Annotated in this window: 20 protein-coding genes; 4 read left to right on the forward strand and 16 right to left on the reverse strand. The window is 59.9% G+C overall.

Going from position 1 to position 22,340, the window contains the following annotated elements; all coding sequences use genetic code 11:
- Nucleotides 1–17 precede the first annotated feature (17 nt).
- Nucleotides 18–983, reverse strand: a complete 966-nt coding sequence (locus NTD85_RS00430) for a GlxA family transcriptional regulator (RefSeq protein WP_103484330.1) — start codon at nucleotides 981–983, stop codon at nucleotides 18–20.
- A gap of 314 nt (nucleotides 984–1,297) precedes the next feature.
- Here NTD85_RS00430 and NTD85_RS00435 point away from each other — a divergent pair, with 314 nt between their 5' ends.
- A complete protein-coding gene (locus NTD85_RS00435; RefSeq protein ID WP_103484331.1) occupies nucleotides 1,298–1,939 on the forward strand; it encodes an HD domain-containing protein in 642 nt (213 codons plus the stop codon).
- A gap of 142 nt (nucleotides 1,940–2,081) precedes the next feature.
- On the opposite strand, the gene NTD85_RS00440 is transcribed toward NTD85_RS00435, so the two are convergent.
- The 7 genes from NTD85_RS00440 to NTD85_RS00470 all read right to left on the reverse strand — a co-directional run bounded on the left by NTD85_RS00440 (nucleotide 2,082) and on the right by NTD85_RS00470 (nucleotide 10,441).
- A complete protein-coding gene (locus tag NTD85_RS00440; RefSeq protein ID WP_003229242.1) occupies nucleotides 2,082–2,972 on the reverse strand; it encodes an ABC transporter permease subunit in 891 nt (296 codons plus the stop codon).
- Nucleotides 2,969–3,850 (reverse strand): ABC transporter permease subunit, encoded by an 882-nt coding sequence (locus tag NTD85_RS00445; protein ID WP_262141165.1) that lies wholly within the window; start codon nucleotides 3,848–3,850, stop codon nucleotides 2,969–2,971. The genes NTD85_RS00440 and NTD85_RS00445 overlap by 4 nt, the downstream gene beginning before the upstream one ends.
- A gap of 35 nt (nucleotides 3,851–3,885) precedes the next feature.
- Nucleotides 3,886–5,028, reverse strand: coding sequence for an ABC transporter ATP-binding protein (locus tag NTD85_RS00450; RefSeq protein ID WP_003229245.1), 1,143 nt, complete (start codon nucleotides 5,026–5,028; stop codon nucleotides 3,886–3,888).
- A 67-nt stretch (nucleotides 5,029–5,095) separates the two neighbouring features.
- A complete protein-coding gene (locus NTD85_RS00455) occupies nucleotides 5,096–6,193 on the reverse strand; it encodes a polyamine ABC transporter substrate-binding protein (protein WP_103520968.1) in 1,098 nt (365 codons plus the stop codon).
- Nucleotides 6,194–6,380: 187 nt separating this feature from the next.
- Complete coding sequence (locus NTD85_RS00460) at nucleotides 6,381–7,490, reverse strand: polyamine ABC transporter substrate-binding protein (protein ID WP_003229249.1); 1,110 nt, start codon at nucleotides 7,488–7,490, stop codon at nucleotides 6,381–6,383.
- Nucleotides 7,491–7,661: 171 nt separating this feature from the next.
- Nucleotides 7,662–9,026, reverse strand: a complete 1,365-nt coding sequence (locus NTD85_RS00465; RefSeq protein ID WP_103485652.1) for an aspartate aminotransferase family protein — start codon at nucleotides 9,024–9,026, stop codon at nucleotides 7,662–7,664.
- Between the two features lie 56 nt (nucleotides 9,027–9,082).
- Nucleotides 9,083–10,441, reverse strand: a complete 1,359-nt coding sequence (locus tag NTD85_RS00470; protein ID WP_003229252.1) for a glutamine synthetase family protein — start codon at nucleotides 10,439–10,441, stop codon at nucleotides 9,083–9,085.
- 730 nt (nucleotides 10,442–11,171) lie between these two features.
- On the opposite strand from NTD85_RS00470, the gene NTD85_RS00475 reads away from it, so the two are divergent.
- Together NTD85_RS00475 and NTD85_RS00480 are read left to right on the forward strand one after the other, a co-directional pair.
- Nucleotides 11,172–12,548 (forward strand): glutamine synthetase family protein, encoded by a 1,377-nt coding sequence (locus NTD85_RS00475; RefSeq protein ID WP_003229254.1) that lies wholly within the window; start codon nucleotides 11,172–11,174, stop codon nucleotides 12,546–12,548.
- Nucleotides 12,549–12,797: 249 nt separating this feature from the next.
- Entirely contained in the window at nucleotides 12,798–13,430 is a 633-nt protein-coding gene (locus tag NTD85_RS00480) for a TetR/AcrR family transcriptional regulator (protein WP_103521766.1), read from the forward strand.
- 166 nt (nucleotides 13,431–13,596) lie between these two features.
- Here the strand turns inward: NTD85_RS00480 and NTD85_RS00485 are convergent, their stop codons facing one another.
- From NTD85_RS00485 to NTD85_RS00520, 8 genes are all read right to left on the reverse strand, one after another.
- Nucleotides 13,597–13,812, reverse strand: coding sequence for a molybdopterin-binding protein (locus NTD85_RS00485; RefSeq protein ID WP_003229256.1), 216 nt, complete (start codon nucleotides 13,810–13,812; stop codon nucleotides 13,597–13,599).
- A gap of 33 nt (nucleotides 13,813–13,845) precedes the next feature.
- A complete protein-coding gene (gene ssuB, locus NTD85_RS00490) occupies nucleotides 13,846–14,652 on the reverse strand; it encodes an aliphatic sulfonates ABC transporter ATP-binding protein (RefSeq protein ID WP_103486210.1) in 807 nt (268 codons plus the stop codon).
- The gene (gene ssuC, locus NTD85_RS00495) at nucleotides 14,649–15,431 is read right to left on the reverse strand and encodes an aliphatic sulfonate ABC transporter permease SsuC (protein ID WP_003229260.1); all 783 of its coding nucleotides are present in this window, start codon (nucleotides 15,429–15,431) and stop codon (nucleotides 14,649–14,651) included. The genes ssuB and ssuC overlap by 4 nt, the downstream gene beginning before the upstream one ends.
- Nucleotides 15,432–15,439: 8 nt before the next feature.
- Nucleotides 15,440–16,588 carry an FMNH2-dependent alkanesulfonate monooxygenase gene (gene ssuD / locus NTD85_RS00500; RefSeq protein ID WP_003229262.1) on the reverse strand — a complete coding sequence of 383 codons (1,149 nt, stop codon included), beginning with the start codon at nucleotides 16,586–16,588 and terminating at the stop codon, nucleotides 15,440–15,442.
- Between the two features lie 25 nt (nucleotides 16,589–16,613).
- Complete coding sequence (locus tag NTD85_RS00505; RefSeq protein WP_262141160.1) at nucleotides 16,614–17,594, reverse strand: sulfonate ABC transporter substrate-binding protein; 981 nt, start codon at nucleotides 17,592–17,594, stop codon at nucleotides 16,614–16,616.
- 88 nt (nucleotides 17,595–17,682) lie between these two features.
- Complete coding sequence (gene ssuE, locus NTD85_RS00510) at nucleotides 17,683–18,276, reverse strand: NADPH-dependent FMN reductase (protein WP_003229266.1); 594 nt, start codon at nucleotides 18,274–18,276, stop codon at nucleotides 17,683–17,685.
- A gap of 318 nt (nucleotides 18,277–18,594) precedes the next feature.
- Nucleotides 18,595–19,233 (reverse strand): peroxiredoxin, encoded by a 639-nt coding sequence (locus NTD85_RS00515; protein ID WP_003229268.1) that lies wholly within the window; start codon nucleotides 19,231–19,233, stop codon nucleotides 18,595–18,597.
- A gap of 294 nt (nucleotides 19,234–19,527) precedes the next feature.
- Nucleotides 19,528–20,853 carry an OprD family porin gene (locus tag NTD85_RS00520; RefSeq protein WP_103521770.1) on the reverse strand — a complete coding sequence of 442 codons (1,326 nt, stop codon included), beginning with the start codon at nucleotides 20,851–20,853 and terminating at the stop codon, nucleotides 19,528–19,530.
- Between the two features lie 366 nt (nucleotides 20,854–21,219).
- Between NTD85_RS00520 and tauA the strand changes: the two genes are divergently transcribed.
- Nucleotides 21,220–22,206 (forward strand): taurine ABC transporter substrate-binding protein, encoded by a 987-nt coding sequence (tauA, locus tag NTD85_RS00525; protein ID WP_262141161.1) that lies wholly within the window; start codon nucleotides 21,220–21,222, stop codon nucleotides 22,204–22,206.
- Nucleotides 22,207–22,340: the final 134 nt, after the last annotated feature.

Here is a 22,340-nt window from a genome sequence, read left to right on the forward strand (position 1 = left end):
AAGAACAACACTGGAACTCAGAGCAGCACTGCAAAATTCAGCCGAAACTGCTGCGGCGTCACGCCCAATCGACGGTTGAACACACTGCGCATGTGCTGCGCATCGCGAAACCCGCACTGATAGGCCACGGTTTTCAGCGGTGCCGTGGTGCTTTCCAGCAGCACCCGCGCCGCGTCCACTCGCGCACTTTCCACGAACTCTGCCGGGGTGACCCGAGCCTCACGGGCGAACACCCGGGAGAAGTTGCGCGCACTCATGTTCGCCGCGTTCGCCAGATCGGCAATCGTCAGATCGCCGGTGAGATTGGCCAGCACATACAACTGCACCATCGCCACCGCTGACGTCGGCTCCGCATGCGGCGTGAGGAACGGGCTGAACTGCGATTGCCCGCCCGAGCGCTGAGTGAACACCACCAGCCGCTTGGCCACACTCAGCGCCACTTCAGCGCCGCAATCACGGGCCAGCAGGTACAGCGACAGATCGATCCCCGCCGTGACCCCGGCCGAGGTGTAGAGCGCACCGTCCTCGACGTACAAGCGATCGGCCTCGACCCGGGTTGATGGGCACAACTGCGCCAGGGCCTCGGCGTCGTTCCAGTGGGTGGTGACCGTGCGCCCTTCCAGCAGCCCCGCCCGCGCCAGCATGAACGCGCCGTTGCAGATCGAGCCGAAACGCCGTGCACGCGCGCAGGCCTCGCGCAGCCAGGTGTCGAAGCCTTTGCCGAAATCCATGAAGGGTAACTGCGGCCCTCCGGCCACCAGTAGCAGGTCATAAGCATCGTGCGCTTCACTGAAGTGTCGGTGAGCGCTGAGGTTCAGGCCATTGGAGCAAGCCATCGGCCCACGTTCGAGGCCGATCACCTCCAACTGGTAGTGATCCTCGGGCGGCAGAAACCGGTTGGCCTCGGCGAACACATCCATCGGCCCGCTGACATCCAGCGCCTGCACGCCGGGGAATACCACGATGGCGATGGTTTTGTTCATAAGCCTCCAATGTCCTCAATGCCCTGGCAAACACAAATCCCTGTGGGAGCGGGCTTGCTCGCGAAAGGGCCCTTACATTCAACTTATCTGTTGAATGACACACCGCTTTCGCGAGCAAGTCCGCTCCCACATGGGCCGTACCTGCCTTGTTGATTGAGCCAACCCTAGCCAATCCTCGTTCAACAAGCGAGATTGGCACGATTTGCAGGTCGATTGGCAAGGATCGCAGCCATGCGTTGATTGTCCGTTTAGTGCCTCGGGGAACAGACTTTGCCCATCAGCGCCACGACGGCGTTTTCGATGAGGATACCTTCATGAGCACGACCATAGCCGGCATCAAGATCCCCGACAGCGCCCTCGCCCGGGCCACCACCGAGTACATTCGCGACATCGAAACCGACCTGCTCTACCACCACTCGCGCCGGGTGTTTCTGTTCGGCGCATTGAGCGGCGAGCGCCAGCAACTGCCTTACAACCCGGAGCTGCTGTACGTCGGCGCGATGTTCCACGACCTCGGTCTGGTCGAAGGTTATCGCAGTGACGACGAGCGCTTCGAAGTGGATGGTGCCAACGCGGCGGCGGCGTTTCTCAAGCCGTACGGGCTGAGCGATGACGATATCGAGCAGGTGTGGCTGTCGATTGCCCTGCACACCACACCGGGCGTGCCCAAGCATCTGCGTCCGACCGTGGCGCTGGTGACGGCGGGTGTCGAGATGGATGTGCTGGGCATGGATTACGCGGCGTTCAGCAGCACCCAGCGCGAAGCCGTGGTGCATGCGCATCCACGCGGGGAAGGTTTCAAGGAGTGCATCATCTGCGCGTTTGCCGACGGCTTGCGCCATCGTCCGCAGACTACATTCGGTAACGTGAAGACCGATGTGCTGAAGGATCAGGAGCCGGGGTTCAAGCCGATGAACTTTGTTGAAGTCATCCGCCAATCTCCCTGGACTGCCTAATACCCAATGTGGGAGCGGGCTTGCTCGCGAATGCGGTGGATCAGACAACATTTCTGTCGACTGACACGCCCTCTTCGCGAGCAAGCCCGCTCCCACATTTGGATTTGGGTTGGCCCTGAGAATGTGGCCAACCCGATATTGCTTAAGCCGCTTCCGGCGCAGGCGCGCGGCGTACGTCCGGTTGCTTCCACGAATCGGCGGCGCCTTCTTCGATGGCTTGCTGGATGGCTTTCTTGCGCGCTTCTTCGGCACGGCGGCTGAAGAACCACACCAGGAACGTCACCAGCGACACCGCCAGCAGAATCAGACTGGCCACGGCGTTGATCTCAGGCTTCACGCCCAGACGCACCGCCGAGAACACTTCCATCGGCAGGGTGGTCGAACCCGGGCCGGAAACGAAGCTCGCCAGCACCAGGTCGTCCAGCGACAGGGCGAACGACATCATCCCGCCCGCTGCCAGCGATGGCGCGATCATCGGGATGGTGATCAGGAAGAACACCTTCCACGGCCGCGCACCCAGATCCATCGCCGCCTCTTCGATCGACAGGTCCAGCTCACGCAGACGCGCCGACACCACCACCGCCACATACGCCGCACAGAACGTCGTGTGGGCGATCCAGATGGTGACGATGCCACGTTCCTGCGGCCAGCCGATCATCTGCGCCATGGCCACGAACAGCAGCAACAGCGACAGACCGGTGATCACTTCCGGCATCACCAGCGGCGCAGTGACCAGGCCACCGAACAGCGTGCGGCCCTTGAAGTGGGTGATGCGGGTCAGCACGAAAGCTGCCAGCGTACCCAGCGCCACGGCAGCAACTGCCGTGTAGCAGGCGATTTCCAGCGAGCGCACCACCGAGCCCATCAGTTGCGTGTTGTCGAGCAGGCCGACGTACCACTTCACCGACCAGCCGCCCCACACCGTCACCAGTTTCGAGGCGTTGAACGAGTAGATCACCAGGATCAGCATCGGAGCGTAGATGAACAACAGACCCAGTACCAGCATCAGGCTGGAGAAACGGAAGTTCTTCATTCTTTGCCCTCCATTTCCTTGGCCTGACTGCGGTTGAACAGGATGATCGGCACAATCAGGATCGCCAGCATCACCACCGCCAGGGCGGACGCCACCGGCCAGTCACGGTTATTGAAGAACTCTTGCCAGAGCACTTTACCGATCATCAGGGTTTCCGGGCCGCCGAGCAGTTCCGGGATCACGAACTCACCGACCACCGGGATGAACACCAGCATGCAGCCGGCGATGATCCCGTTCTTGGACAGTGGAATAGTGATTTTCCAGAAGCTGTTGAAGGTGCTCGAACCGAGGTCGGAAGCGGCTTCCAGCAGGCTGTGATCGTGCTTCACCAGGTTGGCGTACAACGGCAGGATCATGAACGGCAGGTACGAGTAAACCACGCCGATATACACCGCCAGGTTGGTGTTGAGGATCTGCAGCGGCTCGTCGATCAAGCCCATGCTCATCAGGAAACCGTTGAGCAGACCGTTGTTGCTGAGGATGCCCATCCACGCGTAAACGCGGATCAGGATCGCGGTCCAGGTCGGCATCATGATCAGCAGCACCAGCACCGTCTGCAGCTCTTTACGGGCGCTGGCGATGGCGTAGGCCATCGGATAGCCGATCAGCAGACACAGCAGCGTGCTGAAGAAGGCCATTTTCAGCGAGCCGAGGTAGGCGGCGATGTACAACTCGTCGTCGCCGAGCATCGCGTAGTTACCGAGGTTCAGCAGCAGTTGCAGCTTCTGCTCGGCGAAGGTGTAGATCTCGGTGTACGGCGGGATGGCCACGTCGGCTTCAGCGAAGCTGATCTTCAGGACGATGAAGAACGGCAGCATGAAGAACAGGAACAGCCAGATGAACGGAACCCCAATGACCAGTTGCCGGCCATTGGGAATTATTCGGTTGAGCCGTCGTTTGAACTTGCGCATGTTCATGAGCGAAGTACCACGCCGCTGTCGTCTTCCCACCACACGTAAACCTGATCGCCCCAGGTCGGACGCTGGCCGCGACGTTCGGCGTTGGCGACAAACGACTGCACCAGTTTGCCGCTCGGCAATTCGACGTAGAACACCGAGTGACCGCCGAGGTAGGCGATGTCATGCACCTTGCCGCTCGACCAGTTGTATTCGCAGGTCGGCATTTCAGCGGTGACCAGCAGCTTCTCCGGACGAATCGCGTAGGTCACGGACTTGTCTTGCACCGAGGTGCTGATGCCGTGGCCGACGTAGATCTGCCGGTCGAGGTCCTTGCAGGTGATGGTCGCGTGGCCTTCGGCGTCGTCGATCACTTCGCCTTCGAAGATGTTCACGTTGCCGATGAATTCGCAGACCAGACGGCTGGTCGGGGTTTCGTAGATGTCGATCGGGCTGCCGATCTGGGCGATCCAGCCCAGGTGCATGATCGCGATGCGCTCGGCCATGGTCATGGCCTCTTCCTGGTCGTGGGTCACCATCACGCAGGTCACGCCGACGCGCTCGATGATCTCTACCAGCTCAAGCTGCATCTGCGAACGCAGTTTCTTGTCCAGTGCGCCCATCGGCTCGTCGAGCAGCAGCAACTTCGGCCGCTTGGCCAGCGAGCGCGCCAGCGCCACACGCTGCCGCTGACCGCCGGACAGTTGATGCGGCTTGCGCTTGGCGTACTGGCTCATCTGCACCAGCTTGAGCATCTCGGCCACGCGCGCATCGATCTCGGCGTTGGGGATCTTGTCCTGCTTGAGGCCGAAGGCGATGTTCTGCGCCACGGTCATGTGCGGGAACAAGGCGTACGACTGGAACATCATGTTGATCGGTCGCTCGTACGGCGGCATGTCGGTGATGTCGACGCCGTCGAGGAAAATGCGCCCCTCCGTGGGCCGTTCGAACCCTGCCAGCATCCGCAGCAGAGTGGATTTGCCCGATCCCGAACCGCCGAGCAGGGCGAAGATCTCACCCTTCTTGATTTCCAGGGACACATCGTCCACGGCAATCGTCTCGTCGAACTTCTTCGTGACCCGGTCGATTTTGACCAACACCTGCTTAGGTGTCTGGTCGCCCTCGAGGGCTTTCTTATAGGCGCCGGAGGCAACTGCCATTTACGAAACTCCCAGAAAAAAACAGTGCAGTTCGCCCAACGCGGACGAACCCAGGATAGTTTGTGCCTTACTTGCCCGACTTGACCTTGGTCCAGCTACGGGTCATCAAACGCTGAATATTGGGTGGCAACTCGACCGACACGTAAGTCTTGTCGAGGACTGCTTGCGGTGGATAAACCGCTTCATCGGTGCGGATGGACTGTTCCATCAGCTTGTCCGACCCTGGGTTCGGGTTGGCGTAACCGACGTAATCACTGACCTGAGCGATCACCTCAGGTTTCAGCAAATAGTTGATGAAGGCGTGGGCTTCTTTGACGTTGGACGAGTCCTTCGGAATCGCCAGCATGTCGAACCACAGCGCACCGCCTTCTTTCGGAATCGAGTAGGCGATGTTCACGCCCTTCTTGGCTTCTTCGGCACGGTGTTTGGCCTGGAAGATATCGCCGGAGAAGCCGATGGCCACACAGATGTCGCCGTTGGCCAGATCACCGATGTATTTCGAAGAGTGGAAGTAGGTCACGTAGGGACGCACGGCCAGCAGTTTGTCGGTGGCCTTGGCGTAGTCCTTCGGATTGGTGCTGTTGGCGTTCAGGCCCATGTAGTTGAGCACGGTCGGCATCATTTCATCGGCCGAGTCGAGGAACGCGACGCCACAGCTGTGCAGCTTCTTGATGTTCTCAGGCTCGAACAGCACGCTCCAGGAGTCGATCTTGTCGATGCCGAGCACCGCTTTGACTTTCTCGACGTTGTAGCCGATACCGTTGGTGCCCCACAGGTACGGCACGGCGTACTGGTTGCCCGGGTCGTTCTGTTCCAGGCGCTTGAGCAGCACCGGATCGAGGTTCGAGTAGTTCGGCAGCTGTGTTTTGTCGAGCTTCTGGAACGCGCCCGCCTTGATCTGCTTGCCGAGGAAGTGGTTCGACGGCACGACCACGTCGTAACCGGTACGCCCGGCCAGCAGCTTGCCTTCCAGGGTTTCGTTGGAATCAAACACGTCGTACACCGGTTTGATCCCGGTGGCTTTCTCGAAGTCGGCCAGGGTGGTCTCGCCGATGTAATCCGACCAGTTATAAATATGCACCGTACCGGCGGCCTGGGCTCCGACTGCGATCGTCAGGCCGGCAGTGGCCAGCAGGGCTTTGCGCAAAGAAGAAAAAATAGGCAAGTGGAGGTCCTCTAAATTAGTTGGGCCCAAGTTGCCCCGCGCTACATGACAGCCATGGCTGCCCGGCAACCAAACCGGCGCGCAACTTACCCTCGAAAAACCGTTCCAGCAAAACTTTCTGTCATTTAATTGATCCGCTGGTCGCCGTCACGGCGACGACGGCCAGCGGTTGTTGCCTCAAACCGGCTTATTTACCGGATTTGATCTTGGTCCAGCTGCGGGTCAGTTCACGCTGGGTAGCGGCCGGCAAGTCGGCGATCGCATACAGCTTGGCCTGCACATCGGCCGGTGGGTAGATGCCTGGATCGGAGGTGATGTCCTTGTTCACGTACTGAGTCGCTTCGGCGTTACCGTTAGGGAAGCGCACAGCATTGGTGATCTCGGCCATCACTTTCGGTTGCAGCAGGTAGTTCATGAACTTGTAGGCGCCGTCGATGTTTTCCGCATCTTTCGGAATCGCGACCATGTCATAGAAGCTGCCGGCACCTTCCTTCGGAATGGCGTAGCTGACTTTGACCTTGTCACCGGCCTCGGCGGCACGGGACTTGGCCTGCTGCACGTCACCCGAGTAGCCGACTGCTACACAGATGTTGCCGTTGGCCAGGTCCGAGATGTACTTGGAGGAGTGGAAGTAGGTGATCGAAGGACGAATCTTGAGGAACAGGTCCTCGGCTTTCTTGATGTCCTCTTTCTTCTGGCTGTCGGTTGGCAGGCCCAGGTAGTGCAGCGCGACCGGAAGCATTTCGGTCGGCGAATCGAGGAAGCTCACACCGCAGCCCTTGAGCTTGGCGATGTTCTCCGGCTTGAGCAGCACGTCCCAGGAGTCGATGGTGTCGACGCCCAGCGCAGCCTTGACCTTCTCCGGGTTGTAACCGATGCCGATCGAGCCCCACATGTACGGGAAGGCGTGCTTGTTATCCGGGTCGCTGACCGAAACGGCCTTGAGCAGCGACTTGTTCAGGTTGCCGTAGTTGGACAGCTTGGACTTGTCCAGCTCCTGATAGACGCCGGCCTTGATCTGCTTGGCCAGGAAGTTGTTCGACGGTACAACCACGTCGTAACCGGACTTGCCCGCCAGCAATTTGGCTTCCAGGGTTTCGTTGCTGTCGAATACGTCGTAGACGACCTTGATCCCGGACTCTTTCTCGAAGTTGGCGATGGTGTCAGGAGCGATGTAGTCGGACCAGTTGTAGACGTGCAACACCTTGTCGTCCGCGTGGACCGCACCCGCCATCATGCCCGCAACGGACAAAGCGAGAAGAGTCTTGCCAGCAAGCTTTTTACCTAATGCCTTCATGCGTCATGCTCCAAATTTTTCTTTTTTGAACCACTTTGTTCAGCGGCCGAACCCCGACAACTGGAACTGCGGCTAGTCTGGCAAGATCGGAGGCGGTCTTTCAAGAAAAGGCCAACCTTTCTGACACCTTCGAGCGAGAGCGCCGCAGCTCCCCCGCTCGAAGCCTAGCACTTAGGCCTGCAACGCACTGAGGGTCAGGTCCAGGCACTTGCGCGCCTTGGTCACCAGCTCATCGATCTCCGCCTTGCTGATCACCAGCGGCGGCGCAATGATCATGGTGTCGCCCACGGCGCGCATGATCAGGCCGTTATCGAAGCAAAACTGCCGGCAGATCATGCCCACGCCCTTGCCTTCGTAACGTTTGCGAGTGGCCTTGTCCTGCACCAGCTCGATCGCCCCCAGCAGCCCCACCCCGCGTACTTCACCCACCAACGGGTGATCGTTGAGTTCGCGCAGACGTTTCTGCAAATACGGTGCCGTTTCGTTATGCGCGTTCTCGATAATTTTCTCGTCGCGCAGAATCCGGATGTTTTCCAGCCCCACCGCCGCCGCCACCGGGTGCCCGGAGTAGGTGAAGCCGTGGTTGAAGTCGCCGCCTTCGTTGAGCACCTTCACCACTTCGTCACGCACGATCAGGCCACCCATCGGGATGTAGCCGGACGTCAGGCCTTTGGCGATGGTCATCATGTCGGGTTTCAGGTCGTAGAAATCCGAACCGAACCACTGACCGGTACGGCCGAAACCGCAGATCACCTCGTCGGCGACGAACAGGATGTCGTACTTGGCGAGGATTTCCTTGATGCGCGGCCAGTAGGTGTCTGGCGGAATGATCACGCCACCGGCGCCCTGGATCGGCTCGGCAATAAAGGCACCGACGTTGTCCACGCCGACTTCGAGAATCTTCTCTTCCAGTTGATTGGCCGCCCAGATGCCGAATTCTTCCGGCGACATGTCGCCGCCCTCGGCGAACCAGTACGGCTGCGCAATGTGGACGATGCCCGGGATCGGCAAATCGCCCTGCTCGTGCATATACGTCATGCCACCGAGGCTCGCACCCGCCACGGTCGAACCGTGGTAACCGTTCTTGCGGCTGATGATGACTTTCTTGTTCGGCTGGCCCTTGATCGCCCAGTAGTGGCGAACCATGCGCAGCATGGTGTCGTTGCCTTCGGAGCCGGAACCGGTGAAGAACACGTGGTTCATGCCTTCCGGCGCCACGTCGGCGATGGCCTTGGCCAGTTCCAGTGCCGGCGGGTGCGCGGTCTGGAAGAACAGGTTGTAGTAAGGCAGTTCGCGCATTTGTTTAGCGGCCGCGTCGGCCAGTTCATCGCGGCCATAACCGATCGCCACGCACCACAGACCCGCCATGCCATCGAGGATCTTGTTGCCCTCGCTGTCCCACAGGTACACGCCCTTGGCGTTGGTGATGATCCGTGGACCCTTCTCTTTCAGCTGCTTGAAGTCGCTGAACGGGGCCAGGTGGTGATCGCTGCTCAGGGCTTGCCACTCACGGGTTTGCGGGTTGTTGCTGGTCATGCCAATTCTCCTTGTTATCGGTGAAGGCGCGGCGGCTGGCCACCGCGCCCGGCGTATCAGACGGCGAAGAGCAGGTATTCACGCTCCCAGGAACTGATCACGCGCTTGAAGTTTTCATGCTCGGCCCGCTTGACCGCGACGTAGCCGGTGATGAAGGTCTTGCCCAGGTATTTCTCGATGGTCGCGCTGTTTTCCATACGCTCCAGCGCGTCCTCGATGGTCAGCGGCAGGCGCAGGTTGCGGCGTTCATAGCCACGGCCTACGACTGGCGCGCTCGGGTTCAGCCCCTCGACCATGCCGATGTAGCCGCAGAGCAGGCTCGCGGCAATCGCCAGGTACGGGTTGGCGTCGGCGCCCGGCAGGCGGTTTTCCACGCGGCGGTTCTGCGGGCCGGCATCCGGTACGCGCAGGCCCACGGTGCGGTTCTCTTCGCCCCACTCCACGTTTACCGGCGCCGAGGTGTCCGGCAGGAAGCGGCGGAACGAGTTGACGTTCGGCGCAAACAGCGGCAGCAATTCCGGGATCAGTTTCTGCAGGCCACCGATGTGGTGCAGGAACAACTGGCTCATGGTCCCGTCTTCATTGGAGAACACGTTTTTGCCGGTCTCGATGTCGATGATGCTCTGGTGCAGGTGCATGGCACTGCCCGGCTCGCCCGTCATCGGCTTGGCCATGAAGGTCGCGGCCACGTCGTGTTTGAGCGCGGCTTCGCGCATGGTGCGTTTGAACACCAGGATCTGGTCGGCCAGCGACAGCGCGTCGCCGTGACGGAAGTTGATTTCCATCTGCGCCGTGCCGTCTTCGTGGATCAGCGTGTCGAGGTCCAGCTCCTGCAGTTCACACCAGTCGTAGACGTCTTCGAACAGCGGGTCGAATTCGTTCGCCGCTTCGATGGAGAACGACTGACGGCCGATTTCCGGACGCCCGGAGCGGCCGATCGGCGGCTGCAACGGATAGTCAGGGTCGTCACTGCGTTTGGTCAGGTAGAACTCCATTTCCGGCGCCACGATCGGCTGCCAGCCCTTGTCGGAATAGAGCTTCAGGACTTTCTTGAGGACGTTGCGCGGCGACAGCTCGATCGGGTTGCCTTGCTTGTCGTAGGTGTCGTGGATCACCTGAGCGGTCGGCTCGATGGCCCAAGGCACCAGGTACACGGCGTTCTGGTCGGGACGGCAGATCATGTCGATGTCGGCAGGGTCGAGCAGTTCGTAATAGATGTCGTCTTCGACGTAGTCGCCAGTCACGGTCTGCAACAGAACGCTTTCTGGCAGGCGCATGCCCTTCTCGGCGATGAACTTGTTGGTCGGCGAGATCTTGCCCCGGGTGATACCGGTCAAGTCGCCGATCATGCATTCGACTTCTGTGATCTTGTGGTCTTTCAACCAATCGGTGAGCTGGTCGAGGTTGTTACTCATAAATGCCTCTGGGCTGAGTCTCCTGACATCGTGTCAGGCAAAGTTTGACGCCGTGGCGTCGCGTTAAAGGGGGCTTGCTTGCGCGCAGTACCGGCTTACGCCCGGCACCGCGCATCGACAATGAAAGAGGAGCTTACCTGCCCTTTACGCTGGCGTTGCATTTCCTGTGCACATTCAAGGCGTGCAGAATCGTGAGCACGGCTCGGGGAGCGGCACAGGCTTTGGGACTCAAAGAGATCTATATTGAAAGGAAACGCCATAAACAGGATGCTGTCCCGTGCGTCCAGAATATCGGACGTTGCCGTTTGGTCTGATGCGCACGAGAACCTCGTCGACCCGCCGCGAGCCATGCTGGCTGCATTACGGACGGATTTGTCGCCACTGATGTGATGAGCATGCAGACCGGACTGTTGCGAGCAGTCGGTGATGCCGATTAACGGCAGGCGAGACATGAAGCACCCCGGTATTATTGCTGTTATGGGTTTGGTCGGAGCTTAGCCTTGTTCATTTTTTTACACAACACCCCCGTAAAAAATACAACACGGCCTGCTCAAGCCTGCGGGTGCCACGTGTTTCAAGGACAAAAAACCGCCCCAAAGTGCCCCATAAATGCCCTTGCAGCGCTTTTTTAGGGCAAAAAAGGCCTCGCTTGACTTCGGCAGGCCGTTCGGGTTGACTGAAACCAGAAAAGATCAATGATTGATATTTTTAACAACAAAGGTGTTGCATCATGTCGGTACCCCCGCGTGCCGTTCAGCTTAACGAAGCGAACGCGTTCCTTAAGGAACATCCTGAGGTTCTGTACGTTGACCTTCTGATTGCGGATATGAATGGTGTGGTGCGCGGCAAGCGCATCGAACGCACCAGCCTCCACAAGGTTTACGAGAAAGGCATCAACCTGCCGGCCTCTCTATTTGCTCTGGATATCAATGGTTCTACGGTGGAAAGCACCGGCCTGGGTCTGGACATCGGCGACGCCGACCGGATCTGCTATCCAATCCCCGATACCCTGTGCAACGAGCCATGGCAGAAGCGCCCTACCGCGCAACTGTTGATGACCATGCACGAACTCGAGGGTGACCCGTTCTTCGCCGATCCGCGCGAAGTGCTCCGTCAAGTTGTTGCAAAGTTTGACGAGCTGGGCTTGACCATCTGCGCCGCGTTCGAACTGGAGTTCTACCTGATCGACCAGGAAAACGTGAACGGCCGTCCACAGCCGCCACGCTCGCCGATCTCCGGCAAACGCCCGCACTCGACTCAGGTCTACCTGATCGACGACCTCGACGAATACGTCGACTGCCTCCAGGACATTCTGGAAGGTGCCAAAGAGCAAGGCATCCCCGCCGATGCGATCGTCAAGGAAAGTGCCCCGGCGCAGTTCGAAGTGAACCTGCACCACGTCGCCGACCCGATCAAGGCGTGCGACTACGCGGTCCTGCTCAAGCGTCTGATCAAGAACATCGCCTACGACCATGAAATGGACACCACCTTCATGGCCAAGCCGTATCCGGGCCAGGCGGGTAATGGTCTGCACGTCCATATCTCGGTGCTCGACAAAGATGGCAAGAACATCTTTGCAAGCGAGGATCCCGAGCAGAACGCCGCGCTGCGTCACGCGATCGGCGGTGTGCTCGAGACCCTGCCGGCGCAGATGGCTTTCCTCTGCCCGAACGTCAACTCGTACCGTCGCTTCGGCGCGCAGTTCTATGTGCCGAACTCGCCGTGCTGGGGCCTGGACAACCGCACCGTGGCGATCCGCGTACCGACCGGCTCTGCCGATGCCGTGCGTATCGAACACCGCGTGGCCGGCGCCGACGCCAACCCGTACCTGCTGATGGCTTCGGTCCTGGCCGGTGTGCATCACGGTCTGGTGAACAAGATCGAGCCAGGCGCTCCGGTCGAAGGCAACAGCTACGAGCAGAACGAACAAAGCCTGCCGAACAACTTGCGCGATGCCCTGCGCGAGCTGGACGACAGCGAGGTGATGGCCAAGTACATCGATCCTAAGTACATCGATATCTTCGTCGCCTGCAAGGAAAGCGAGCTGGAGGAGTTCGAACACTCCATCTCCGACCTTGAGTACAACTGGTATCTGCATACTGTTTAAGCGGATTGCGACCAGATAAAACGCCGTCGGCTGTCTTGGCCCACGGCGTTTTTTTATGGCCGAATTCTGATCTGAATGGCCGCCTGCGGCGGTTCGGGAGCAAGCCCCCTCCCACAGGGGATCTGCAGCGAATGGGGATCTTTTGTACGCAGAAGATCAACTGTGGGAGGGGGCTTGCTCCCGAAGGCGTCCTGGCAGACAACACACGGCTCGGCTCGTACAATGCCCGCTGCCCCGCAGGAGACTTCCATGACGCGTCCCGCCCCCGTTCGCAAACCCCGTGCCCGCAGCCAGGCGCGGATCGACTCGATACTCGACGCCGCGCGTACGCTGCTGGCCGCCGAGGGTGTGGCCAGTCTGTCGATCTACAGCGTCGCCGAACGCGCGCAGATTCCGCCGTCCTCCGTGTATCACTTCTTCGCCAGCGTCCCGGCGCTGCTCGAAGCCTTGACTGCCGATGTGCACGCAGCCTTCCGCGCCTGCCTGCAAGCGCCGATCGATCACGAGGCGCTGCGCGACTGGCGTGACCTGTCGCGGCTGGTCGAGCAGCGCATGCTGGAGATCTACGACGAAGACGCCGCCGCTCGCCAGCTGATCCTCGCCCAGCACGGCCTGACCGAAGTGACCCAGGCCGACCGCCAGCACGACATCGAACTCGGCGACCTGATGCACAAACTGTTCGACCATCACTTCGAATTGCCGCGCCTGCCAAGCGATGTCGACGTGTTTGCCCTGGCGATGGAACTGGGCGACCGCGTGTATGCGCGCTCGGTGCAGCAACACGGGCAGATCACCCCGCGCATGGCCGAGGAAGGGATGCGGGTGTTTGATGCCTATATCGGCCTGTATCTGCCGCCGTATCTACCCAAGAGAGTTCTCTAGCGCATTCACCGGCCCCTTCGCGAGCAAGCCCGCTCCCACAGGGGAACGCATTCCAAATGTAGGAGCGAGCCTGCTCGCGATGGCAGCGCCGCCGATTCAAATCCGTGCACAAAAAGAAAAACCCCGAAGGGCTCACGCCCTCCGGGGTTTGTTTTTTTCCACAGGCTTACAACTTGGCGATCGACACCTCGGTGGATTTCACGAAGGCGATCACCTCACTGCCCACCACCAGTTCCAGCTCCTTGACCGAGCGGGTGGTGATCACCGAAGTGACGATGCCGGAAGCGGTCTGCACGTCGATTTCCGACAGCACGTCGCCGAGAACGATCTCCTTGATCGAGCCTTTGAACTGGTTGCGCACGTTGATGGCTTTGATAGTCATGGCTTTGATTCCTGTCGTTGGTTGTAACTTGAGTTATTGCGCCCAACGCAATTGCGTAGGCAGTGGTGAAACAGGTTCCGGCTCCGGCGGCTCGCCGGGCAGGGACAGAACACGGTTGAGCACTTCGGTTTCCAGCGCCGCCAGTCGGTGCGATCCGCGCACTCGCGGACGAGGCAACTCCACTTGCAGGTCGAGGCCGACTTCACCGTCCTCGATCAGAATCACCCGGTCGGCGATCGCCACCGCTTCGCTGACGTCGTGGGTCACCAGCAGCACGGTGAACCCATGCTTTTGCCAGAGGCGTTCGATCAGTTGCTGCATCTCGATCCGGGTCAGGGCATCCAGCGCCCCCAGCGGCTCGTCGAGCAGCAACAGGCGCGGTTGGTGGATCAGCGCCCGGGCCAGCGCCACGCGCTGCTTCTGCCCACCGGACAAGGCTGCCGGCCACTCATGGGCGCGATCCGCCAGACCGACTGCTTCCAGCGCTTCCAGTGCTTGCGGGCGCCAGTTGCCTTTAAGGCCGAGACCGACGTTGTCGATGATCTTTTTCCACGGCAGCAGCCGTGCCTCCTGGAACATCAGCCGGGTGTCTTCCCGCGCATCGCTGAGCGCTGCGGCACCGGCCAGCAGGTCGCCGCCAGTCGGTTGATCGAGGCCGGCGAGCAAGCGCAGGAAGGTGCTCTTGCCGCACCCGCTACGCCCGACCACGGCGACGAATTGCCCCGCCGGAATGTGCAGGTCGATGTCGCGCAGCACCTGCCGCGCACCGAAGGTTTTCTGCAGGTTGCGCACCACCAGTGGGATCCCGCGCAGCAGGCGTGGAGGTTGTTGAGCGGTCATGCTGCACCTCCCTTGGCCACCTGATACGCCGGATGCCAGCGCAGCCACACACGCTCAAGTCCACGGGCGGCGAGGTCAGCGAGCTTGCCGAGTACCGCGTAAAGCAGGATCGCCAGCACCACCACATCGGTCTGCAAAAACTCGCGGGCGTTCATCGCCAGATAACCAATGCCGGAGCTGGCCGAGATGGTTTCGGCGACGATCAGCGTCAGCCACATGAAGCCCAGCGCAAAGCGCACGCCGACCAGGATCGAAGGCAGCGCGCCCGGCAGAATCACCTGCCAGAACAGGCTGAAACCGCTCAAGCCATAACTGCGCGCCATCTCCACCAGCGCCGGATCGACGTTACGGATGCCGTGATAGGTGTTGAGGTAAATCGGGAACAACGTGCCCAATGCCACCAGGAAAATCTTCGCCGACTCGTCGATGCCGAACCACAGGATCACCAGCGGAATCAGCGCCAGATGCGGCACGTTGCGGATCATCTGCACCGAGCTGTCGAGCAGGCGTTCGCCCCACTTCGACAGGCCGGTGATGAAACCCAGCACCAGGCCGATGCTGCCACCGATGGTGAAGCCCAGCGCCGCGCGCCAGCCGCTGATTGCCAGATGCGTCCAGATCTCGCCGCTGCGCACCAGGCTGACACCGGCCTCGATCACTGCCACCGGTGCCGGCAGGATCCGCGTCGACAACCAACCGGCCGACACCGACAACTGCCACACCGCCAGCAGGAGCACCGGCAACGCCCAGGGCGCGAGGCTGTGGATAATTTTCTTCATGGCGCGCCTCAGCTCTGCGACGCGGCTTTGGGAAGAATGTCGTTGGCCACCATCTCGCCGAACGGGCTCACGTAACCGGCGCTTTTTGGCAGTTCCGGGCGCTCGATGTCGAGGTGCGGGAACAGCAGTTCAGCGACGCGGTACGACTCTTCGAGGTGTGGATAACCGGAGAAGATGAAGGTATCGATACCGAGATCCGCGTATTCCTTCACACGGGCGGCCACGGTCGGGCCATCGCCGACCAGCGCCGTACCCGCACCGCCCCGCACCAGACCGACACCCGCCCACAGGTTGGGGCTGACTTCGAGGTTGTCGCGACTGCCGCCATGCAGCGCGGCCATGCGTTGCTGACCGACCGAATCGAAGCGCGCCAGCGATGCCTGCGCACGCTTGATGGTGTCGTCGTCCAGATGCGAGATCAGCCGGTCTGCCGCTTGCCAGGCTTCGGCGTTGGTTTCCCGCACGATCACATGCAGGCGAATGCCGAAGCGCACGGTACGCCCGAGCTTGGCGGCTTTGGCGCGCACCTGCTCGATCTTCTCGGCGACGGCCGCTGGCGGCTCACCCCAGGTCAGCACCATCTCGACCTGTTCGGCGGCCAGATCCTGCGCCGCTTCGGAGGAGCCACCGAAGTAAAGCGGCGGACGCGGTTGCTGGATCGGCGGATAGAGCAGTTTGGCGCCCTTCACGCTGATGTGTTCGCCGTCGTAATCGACGGTTTCGCCTTCCAGCACCCGACGCCAGATGCGGGTGAATTCCACCGAGGCTTGATAGCGCTCTTCGTGGTTGAGGAACAGACCATCACCGGCCAACTCTTCCGGGTCGCCACCGGTCACCAGGTTGAACAGCGCACGACCGCCGGACAGACGATCCAGCGTAGCTGCCTGTCGCGCCGCGACCGTCGGGGAAATGATTCCGGGGCGCAGGGCGACAAGGAATTTCAGACGCTGGGTCACCGGGATCAGCGACGCGGCCACCAGCCACGAGTCCTCGCAGGAACGGCCGGTGGGGATCAGCACGCCGCCAAAGCCCAGACGATCCGCCGCTTGCGCGACCTGTTGCAGATAACCGTGGTCAACGGCGCGTGCGCCTTCGGCGGTGCCAAGGTAATGGCCGTCGCCGTGGGTAGGCAGGAACCAGAAGATGTTGAGGCTCATGGAGTGGTCTCCTTGGGGATTCGATTTACTGGGCTTGGGTAACCGAGCTTTGGGCCACAGCGGCCGGTGGTGTCCAGATCACGTCCTTGATGCTCAACGGCTTGGGAATCAGCTTGAGCTGGTAGAAGGTGTCGGCGATTTTTTGTTGCGCGGCGACCACATCCGGGGTCAGGAACAGCGCACCGTAGCCCTGGCGTTTCACCGAGGTCAGGGTGATCTCCGGCGACAGGCCGAGCAGCGGCGCGACCTGTTGGGTCACGTCCTGCGGGTTGGCCTTGGACCACTCGCCCACCGCGCGCACTTCTTCGACGAGGGTCTTGATCACCTCGGGATTTTTCTGCGCGTAGGGTTTGGTCGCGAGATAGAACTGGTGGTTGTCGACGATGCCTTTGCCGTCACGCAGGGTGTGCGCCTGCAACTGGTTTTCGGCAGCGGCCTGGTACGGATCCCAGATCACCCAGGCATCGACGCTGCCACGCTCGAACGCGGCGCGGGCATCGGCCGGCGGCAGGAATACGGTCTGGATATCGGAGTATTTGAGACCGGCGTCTTCCAGCGCGCGCACCAGCAGGTAGTGCACGTTGGAGCCTTTGTTCAGGGCGACTTTCTTGCCCTTCAGATCGGCCACCGATTTGATTGGCGAGTCCTTCGGCACGAGGATCGCTTCGCTGTTCGGCGCTGGCGGTTCGTAGGCGACGTAAAGCAGATCAGCGCCGGCAGCCTGAGCGAATACCGGTGGGGTTTCGCCGGTCACGCCGAAGTCGATCGAGCCGACGTTCAGGCCTTCCAGCAGCTGCGGGCCGCCGGGGAATTCAGTCCATTGCACGTCCACGCCTTGGGCGGCCAGACGCTTTTCCAGAGTGCCTTTGGCTTTGAGCAGCACCAGCGTGCCGTATTTTTGATAACCGATCCGTAGAGTCTCGGCCTGAGCTTGAGTAATGGCGCCGAAGGTGACAGCCGCAGCAAACAGAGCGACCAGACCACGACGCAAAAATACGGTGCGCATAGCGCTCTCCTTTTTGCTGTTGGGTTGTGGCTGCACCTGCTTGCCCGTTGGCGGGCGAGTAAGGCCAGTACTTCAATTTCGGTGAGGCTTAAATGCTCCAGCGAGCACTCAACAAACGTTCATTCAACAGGCCCGGCTCCAGTGGTTTCGGCCGGCGGGCCATGGCACTGACAAACTGATCCAGCGCTTCATGCAGACGCTGCTCCAGCGCGGGTGCCAGTTGCGCCGCGGCACTGCCTTCGCCGTAAGCGATCTGGCTGTCCTCGGCAAAAATTCCTTGCAGCATTTCCTGCGCTTTCAATGCCGACAGCACCGGTTTGAGCGCGTAATCGACCACCAGCATGTGGGCGATGCTGCCGCCGGTGGCCATCGGCAAAACGATCTTGTGGTTCAGGGCACGTTCCGGCAGCAGATCCAGTACGGTTTTCAGCGCACCGGAAAACGACGCCTTGTACACCGGCGTGGCGATCAGCAGGCCATCGGCGTTTTCAATCTGCGCCAGCAGGTCGAGTACTTTCGGGCTATCGAAGCGGGCATGGAGCAGATCTTCGGCCGGGAAGTCCCGCACCTGATAACTCACCACTTCGACCCCTTGCTGCCGCAACCAGTGTTGCGAGCGTTCCAGCAGCACCCCGGAACGGGAGCGCAGGCTGGGACTGCCACCGAGTGAGACGACCAGCATTCAGACGATTCCTTACGCGTTACAGGCGATTCGCGGGTTGCGATCTCGCTTCGATGGGAGTGACCTTACCAGCTGATTTATATATCCATAAATCATATTTATTCATTTGGTTATGCGTTTTAGAGATATGTTATTTGCTTTGTTCCGGGCAAAAAAACAGGCCGTGAAAACGGCCTGAAATTCCCTGCTTTGTGGTTCCGTGGTGGCTGGACTAACGCCTTCGCGAGCAGGCTCGCTCCCACATTTTGGAATGCGTTCCCCTGTGGGAGCGGGCTTGCTCGCGAAGGCGGCGGTAGCTACAGCCCAAATCTCACTGATTCACTTATTCGGCTGCGGCGTCAGACGCAGGTAGGGCTTCACCGCGCGATAGCCTTTGGGAAAACGCCGCTTGATCTCTTCCTCATCCTTGAGCGACGGCACGATCACCACCTCATCACCGTCCTGCCAGTTGGCCGGGGTTGCCACTTTGTAGTTGTCGGTGAGTTGCAGCGAATCGATCACCCGCAGGATCTCGTGGAAGTTGCGCCCGGTACTCGCCGGATAGGTGATGGTCAGGCGAATCTTCTTGTTCGGATCGATCACGAACAGCGAACGCACGGTGAGGGTGTCGTTGGCGTTCGGATGGATCAGGTCGTAGAGGTCGGAAACCTTGCGATCGGCGTCGGCCAGGATCGGGAAGTTGACGATCGTGTTCTGGGTTTCGTTGATGTCCTCGATCCACTTGTGGTGCGAGTCCACCGGGTCAACCGACAGGGCGATGGCTTTGACGCCGCGCTTGCTGAACTCATCCTTGAGCTTGGCGGTGAAGCCCAGCTCGGTGGTGCACACCGGGGTGAAGTCGGCCGGGTGGGAGAACAGCACGCCCCAGCTATCGCCCAGCCACTCGTGAAAACGAATCTTGCCGGCGCTGGAATCCTGTTCGAAGTCGGGGGCGATGTCGCCGAGTCTGAGGCTCATGGTGCTGCTCCTGATGAGTTGTTGGAGAACACAACTGTAGCTCGGGATTCGACATCATGAAAAAGAATAAATAAATAGATATCTAGAATCTAAAGGAATATTAAACATCGTTCACTGGACGCTCGACGGCATCGCGACGAACATCGTTCTCAAGGTTCGAGAAGGCCTTGAGTTGCTGCAAAGAGGGAATTTCGGGACAGGCTTACGGGGGTGAGCCTGACTCGAAAACGCAAAAGCCCCGTACGGCACGGTGCCGGACGGGGCTTTTTTTACATCAGCAGTTTGAACGCGCTATTACAGCAGCGGGATCGAGTAGCTGACGATCAGGCGGTTTTCGTCCTGGGAACGGGTGTTCGCCAGATCGGTACGCCACATCGCGTTTTTCCAGGCTACGCCGAGGTTCTTCAGCGGGCCTTCCGGGATTACGTAACCGATGGTCAGGTCGCGTTCCCACTCCATCTTGTCGCCCAGCGGGGTGTCGATGTTATCGCCACGCAGGTAGATCACGTTCGCGGTCAGGCCAGGAACGCCGATCTTGGCGAAATCGTAGCCGTAGCGAGCCTGCCAGGTACGCTCACCGGCGCGACCGAACTTCTGGATCTGCATGTCGGTGATGGTGCTGTTGGACGAGCCGTCACCCTGGTTCAGCCAAGGGAAGTCGCTGTCGCCGTTGGTGTACTGGTAACCCGCACCGAAGGTGTGACCTTCAACCGAGTACAAAGCCAGGTAGCTGTACAGGTTGTTGTCGACTTTGCCCTTGGTGGTAGTGCCACCGTAGTAACCGCTGGTGTAGTAAGCGGCAGTGTCACCGTTGGCACCGTTGTCACGGCTGCGGTAGTAACGCAGGTCACTTTTCAGTACGCCCGGGCCGATTGCCCAGTTATGTACCAGACCCAGGAAGTTCTGCGAGTAGAAGTCCTTCAGCTCGCCGTAGTAGTACGAGGCGGTCAGGTCTTTGGTCAGCTTGTAGTCAGCACCAGCGTAGTAGAACTTGTTGCTGAACACGCCTTTGTCGTAGTTCGAACCGGCGTTGGCACCAGCAATCGACATGTTTTCGTTGTTGCTGGAGTTACGACCTTTCACGGCCTCAACCTGACCGGCAGTCAGCGTCAGGTCCTTGATCTCGTTCGAGGTGATCGCTTCGCCCTGGAAGGTTTGTGGCAGCAGACGACCGTCGTTGTATTTGATGACCGGGTTGTTCGGCAGCAGAGTACCGACCTTCAGCTCGGTCTGGGAGATCTTGACCTTACCGGTCACACCCAGGCTCGCGAAGTCATGCACTGCACGGTTGCCATCGCTTGGGAACACGGTGCCGCCCGAAGCAGTACCGGTCGAGTTGCCGCTGGTGGCCGGGCTGGAATCCAGACGCACGCCGTACAGGCCGATCGCGTCAACACCGAACTGCACGGTGCCTTGGGTGTAACCCGAGATGAAACGCAGATCGAAGCCTTGGCCCCATTCTTCGTTCTTGTTCGGGCCAGTGCCGTCACGGTTATCGGTGTTGATGTAGAAGTTGCGCAGGCCCAGAGTGGCCTTGCTGTCTTCGATGAAACCGGCGGCGCCTGCCTGCTGCGCCAAAACCCCTACGGCCACAGCCAGGGCCAAGGTGGACTTGTTCATGTAAAGCTCCTCTCGTTTCTAATTCTTGTGTTCCTGGTCCTGGTCGAATGCCCGGATCCGTAGGTTCGCGATTAGCGCCAGAGCGTGACTGACAAGTCAATCGTAACCTTGTGTGTCTACGACCAAGGTCTAATCGCAGTATTTGGGTCCCTGCACAGTACTGACTTTCCTGATAACCCAAAAAAGAATTATTTCATTCTTTTTTATACTATCTAGCTATATGGCCCAGTAATGGCCACCTGCAGCGCAACACAGGATATCGGCTACTAAGCTAATTACTAAATGGTATTTGTTCGCCCTTTTTTAGATCGCTTAGCGTTGACGTATTCAAACCACGTCAAACCCTATCCAAAAGGCGACGCCATCATGGCCAAACGGGCACTATCTAGTCAATTTGTTACAGTTTGTGTGTCAGCGATAATTTCTTTCTCCGCTCAAGCCGCCGACCTCACGGTGGGTTATCAAACCGGTATCGACCCGAGCAAAGTCCCTCAGGCCGACGGTACTTACGAAACAACCATCGGCCAGAAGATCGACTGGCGACGCTTCAATAGTGGCCCGGAAGTTGTGACAGCCATTGCATCGGGCGATGTGCAGATCGGCAATCTCGGCTCCAGCCCTTTGGCAGCGGCCGCCTCACGCAATCTGCCGATCGTCGCATTCATTGTTTCAGCACAAATTAATGCCGCCGAAGCCTTGGTGGTGCGCAATGGCAGCGGGATCACCACCCCGCAGGACCTGGTCGGCAAGACCATCGCCACGCCCTTCGTTTCCACGTCCCATTACAGCCTGCTCGGCGCACTCAAGCACTGGGGCCTGGACACCTCGAAAGTCAAAGTGGTGAACCTGCAACCGGCGGAAATCGCTGCGGCATGGAAGCGTGGCGACATCGACGGCGCATTTGTCTGGTCACCGGCACTGGGCGAAATCCGCAAGACCGGCAAGACCCTGACCGATGCTGCACAAGTCGGCCAATGGGGCGCGCCGACGTTCGAAGTCTGGGTCGCACGCAAGGACTACGCCGAGAAGCATCCTGAGGTGGTGGCCAAATTTGCCAAGGTCACTCTAGACGCGTTTGCCGATTACGCCAGCCATAAAGACCGCTGGACCGCCGAATCCGAGCCGGTACAGAAAATCGCCAAATTGACCGGTGCCAACGCCGCCGATGTGCCGGAACTGCTCGCCGGTTCGGCGTTCCCGGACGCCAAGGCGCAGCAATCAACCGCACTGCTGGACGGCGGTACGGCGAAGGCGATTGGTGAGACCGCGAAGTTTTTGAAGGAACAGGGCAAGGTTGAAACGGTGCTGCCGGACTATTCGCCGTATGTCAGCGCGAAGTTTGTAACTGAATAAAGATACATATGTGGCGAGGGAGCTTGCTCCCGCTGGAGGCCGAAGGACTCCCAATTCCGGCAAACACCGGTTTGGGGCCGCTTCGCAGCCCAGCGGGAGCAAGCTCCCTCACCACAAGAATCACTCGCTAATCG

It is taken from the genome of Pseudomonas sp. 13B_3.2_Bac1 (assembly GCF_025466205.1).
GTDB classification, from domain to species: Bacteria; Pseudomonadota; Gammaproteobacteria; order Pseudomonadales; family Pseudomonadaceae; genus Aquipseudomonas; species Aquipseudomonas fluorescens_H.

What these genes read in the sequence shown, in the direction of transcription:
- NTD85_RS00460 (WP_003229249.1), bottom strand. Translation starts at nt 7,490, where the DNA reads ATGAAGGCATTAGGTAAAAAGCTTGCTGGCAAGACTCTTCTCGCTTTG.
- NTD85_RS00440 (WP_003229242.1), bottom strand. Translation starts at nt 2,972, where the DNA reads ATGAAGAACTTCCGTTTCTCCAGCCTGATGCTGGTACTGGGTCTGTTG.
- NTD85_RS00520 (WP_103521770.1), bottom strand. Translation starts at nt 20,853, where the DNA reads ATGAACAAGTCCACCTTGGCCCTGGCTGTGGCCGTAGGGGTTTTGGCG.
- ssuB (WP_103486210.1), bottom strand. Translation starts at nt 14,652, where the DNA reads ATGACCGCTCAACAACCTCCACGCCTGCTGCGCGGGATCCCACTGGTG.
- NTD85_RS00505 (WP_262141160.1), bottom strand. Translation starts at nt 17,594, where the DNA reads ATGCGCACCGTATTTTTGCGTCGTGGTCTGGTCGCTCTGTTTGCTGCG.
- NTD85_RS00465 (WP_103485652.1), bottom strand. Translation starts at nt 9,026, where the DNA reads ATGACCAGCAACAACCCGCAAACCCGTGAGTGGCAAGCCCTGAGCAGC.
- ssuC (WP_003229260.1), bottom strand. Translation starts at nt 15,431, where the DNA reads ATGAAGAAAATTATCCACAGCCTCGCGCCCTGGGCGTTGCCGGTGCTC.
- ssuD (WP_003229262.1), bottom strand. Translation starts at nt 16,588, where the DNA reads ATGAGCCTCAACATCTTCTGGTTCCTGCCTACCCACGGCGACGGCCAT.
- NTD85_RS00515 (WP_003229268.1), bottom strand. Translation starts at nt 19,233, where the DNA reads ATGAGCCTCAGACTCGGCGACATCGCCCCCGACTTCGAACAGGATTCC.
- tauA (WP_262141161.1), top strand. Translation starts at nt 21,220, where the DNA reads ATGGCCAAACGGGCACTATCTAGTCAATTTGTTACAGTTTGTGTGTCA.
- NTD85_RS00470 (WP_003229252.1), bottom strand. Translation starts at nt 10,441, where the DNA reads ATGAGTAACAACCTCGACCAGCTCACCGATTGGTTGAAAGACCACAAG.
- NTD85_RS00450 (WP_003229245.1), bottom strand. Translation starts at nt 5,028, where the DNA reads ATGGCAGTTGCCTCCGGCGCCTATAAGAAAGCCCTCGAGGGCGACCAG.
- NTD85_RS00485 (WP_003229256.1), bottom strand. Translation starts at nt 13,812, where the DNA reads ATGACTATCAAAGCCATCAACGTGCGCAACCAGTTCAAAGGCTCGATC.
- NTD85_RS00480 (WP_103521766.1), top strand. Translation starts at nt 12,798, where the DNA reads ATGACGCGTCCCGCCCCCGTTCGCAAACCCCGTGCCCGCAGCCAGGCG.
- ssuE (WP_003229266.1), bottom strand. Translation starts at nt 18,276, where the DNA reads ATGCTGGTCGTCTCACTCGGTGGCAGTCCCAGCCTGCGCTCCCGTTCC.
- NTD85_RS00430 (WP_103484330.1), bottom strand. Translation starts at nt 983, where the DNA reads ATGAACAAAACCATCGCCATCGTGGTATTCCCCGGCGTGCAGGCGCTG.
- NTD85_RS00435 (WP_103484331.1), top strand. Translation starts at nt 1,298, where the DNA reads ATGAGCACGACCATAGCCGGCATCAAGATCCCCGACAGCGCCCTCGCC.
- NTD85_RS00475 (WP_003229254.1), top strand. Translation starts at nt 11,172, where the DNA reads ATGTCGGTACCCCCGCGTGCCGTTCAGCTTAACGAAGCGAACGCGTTC.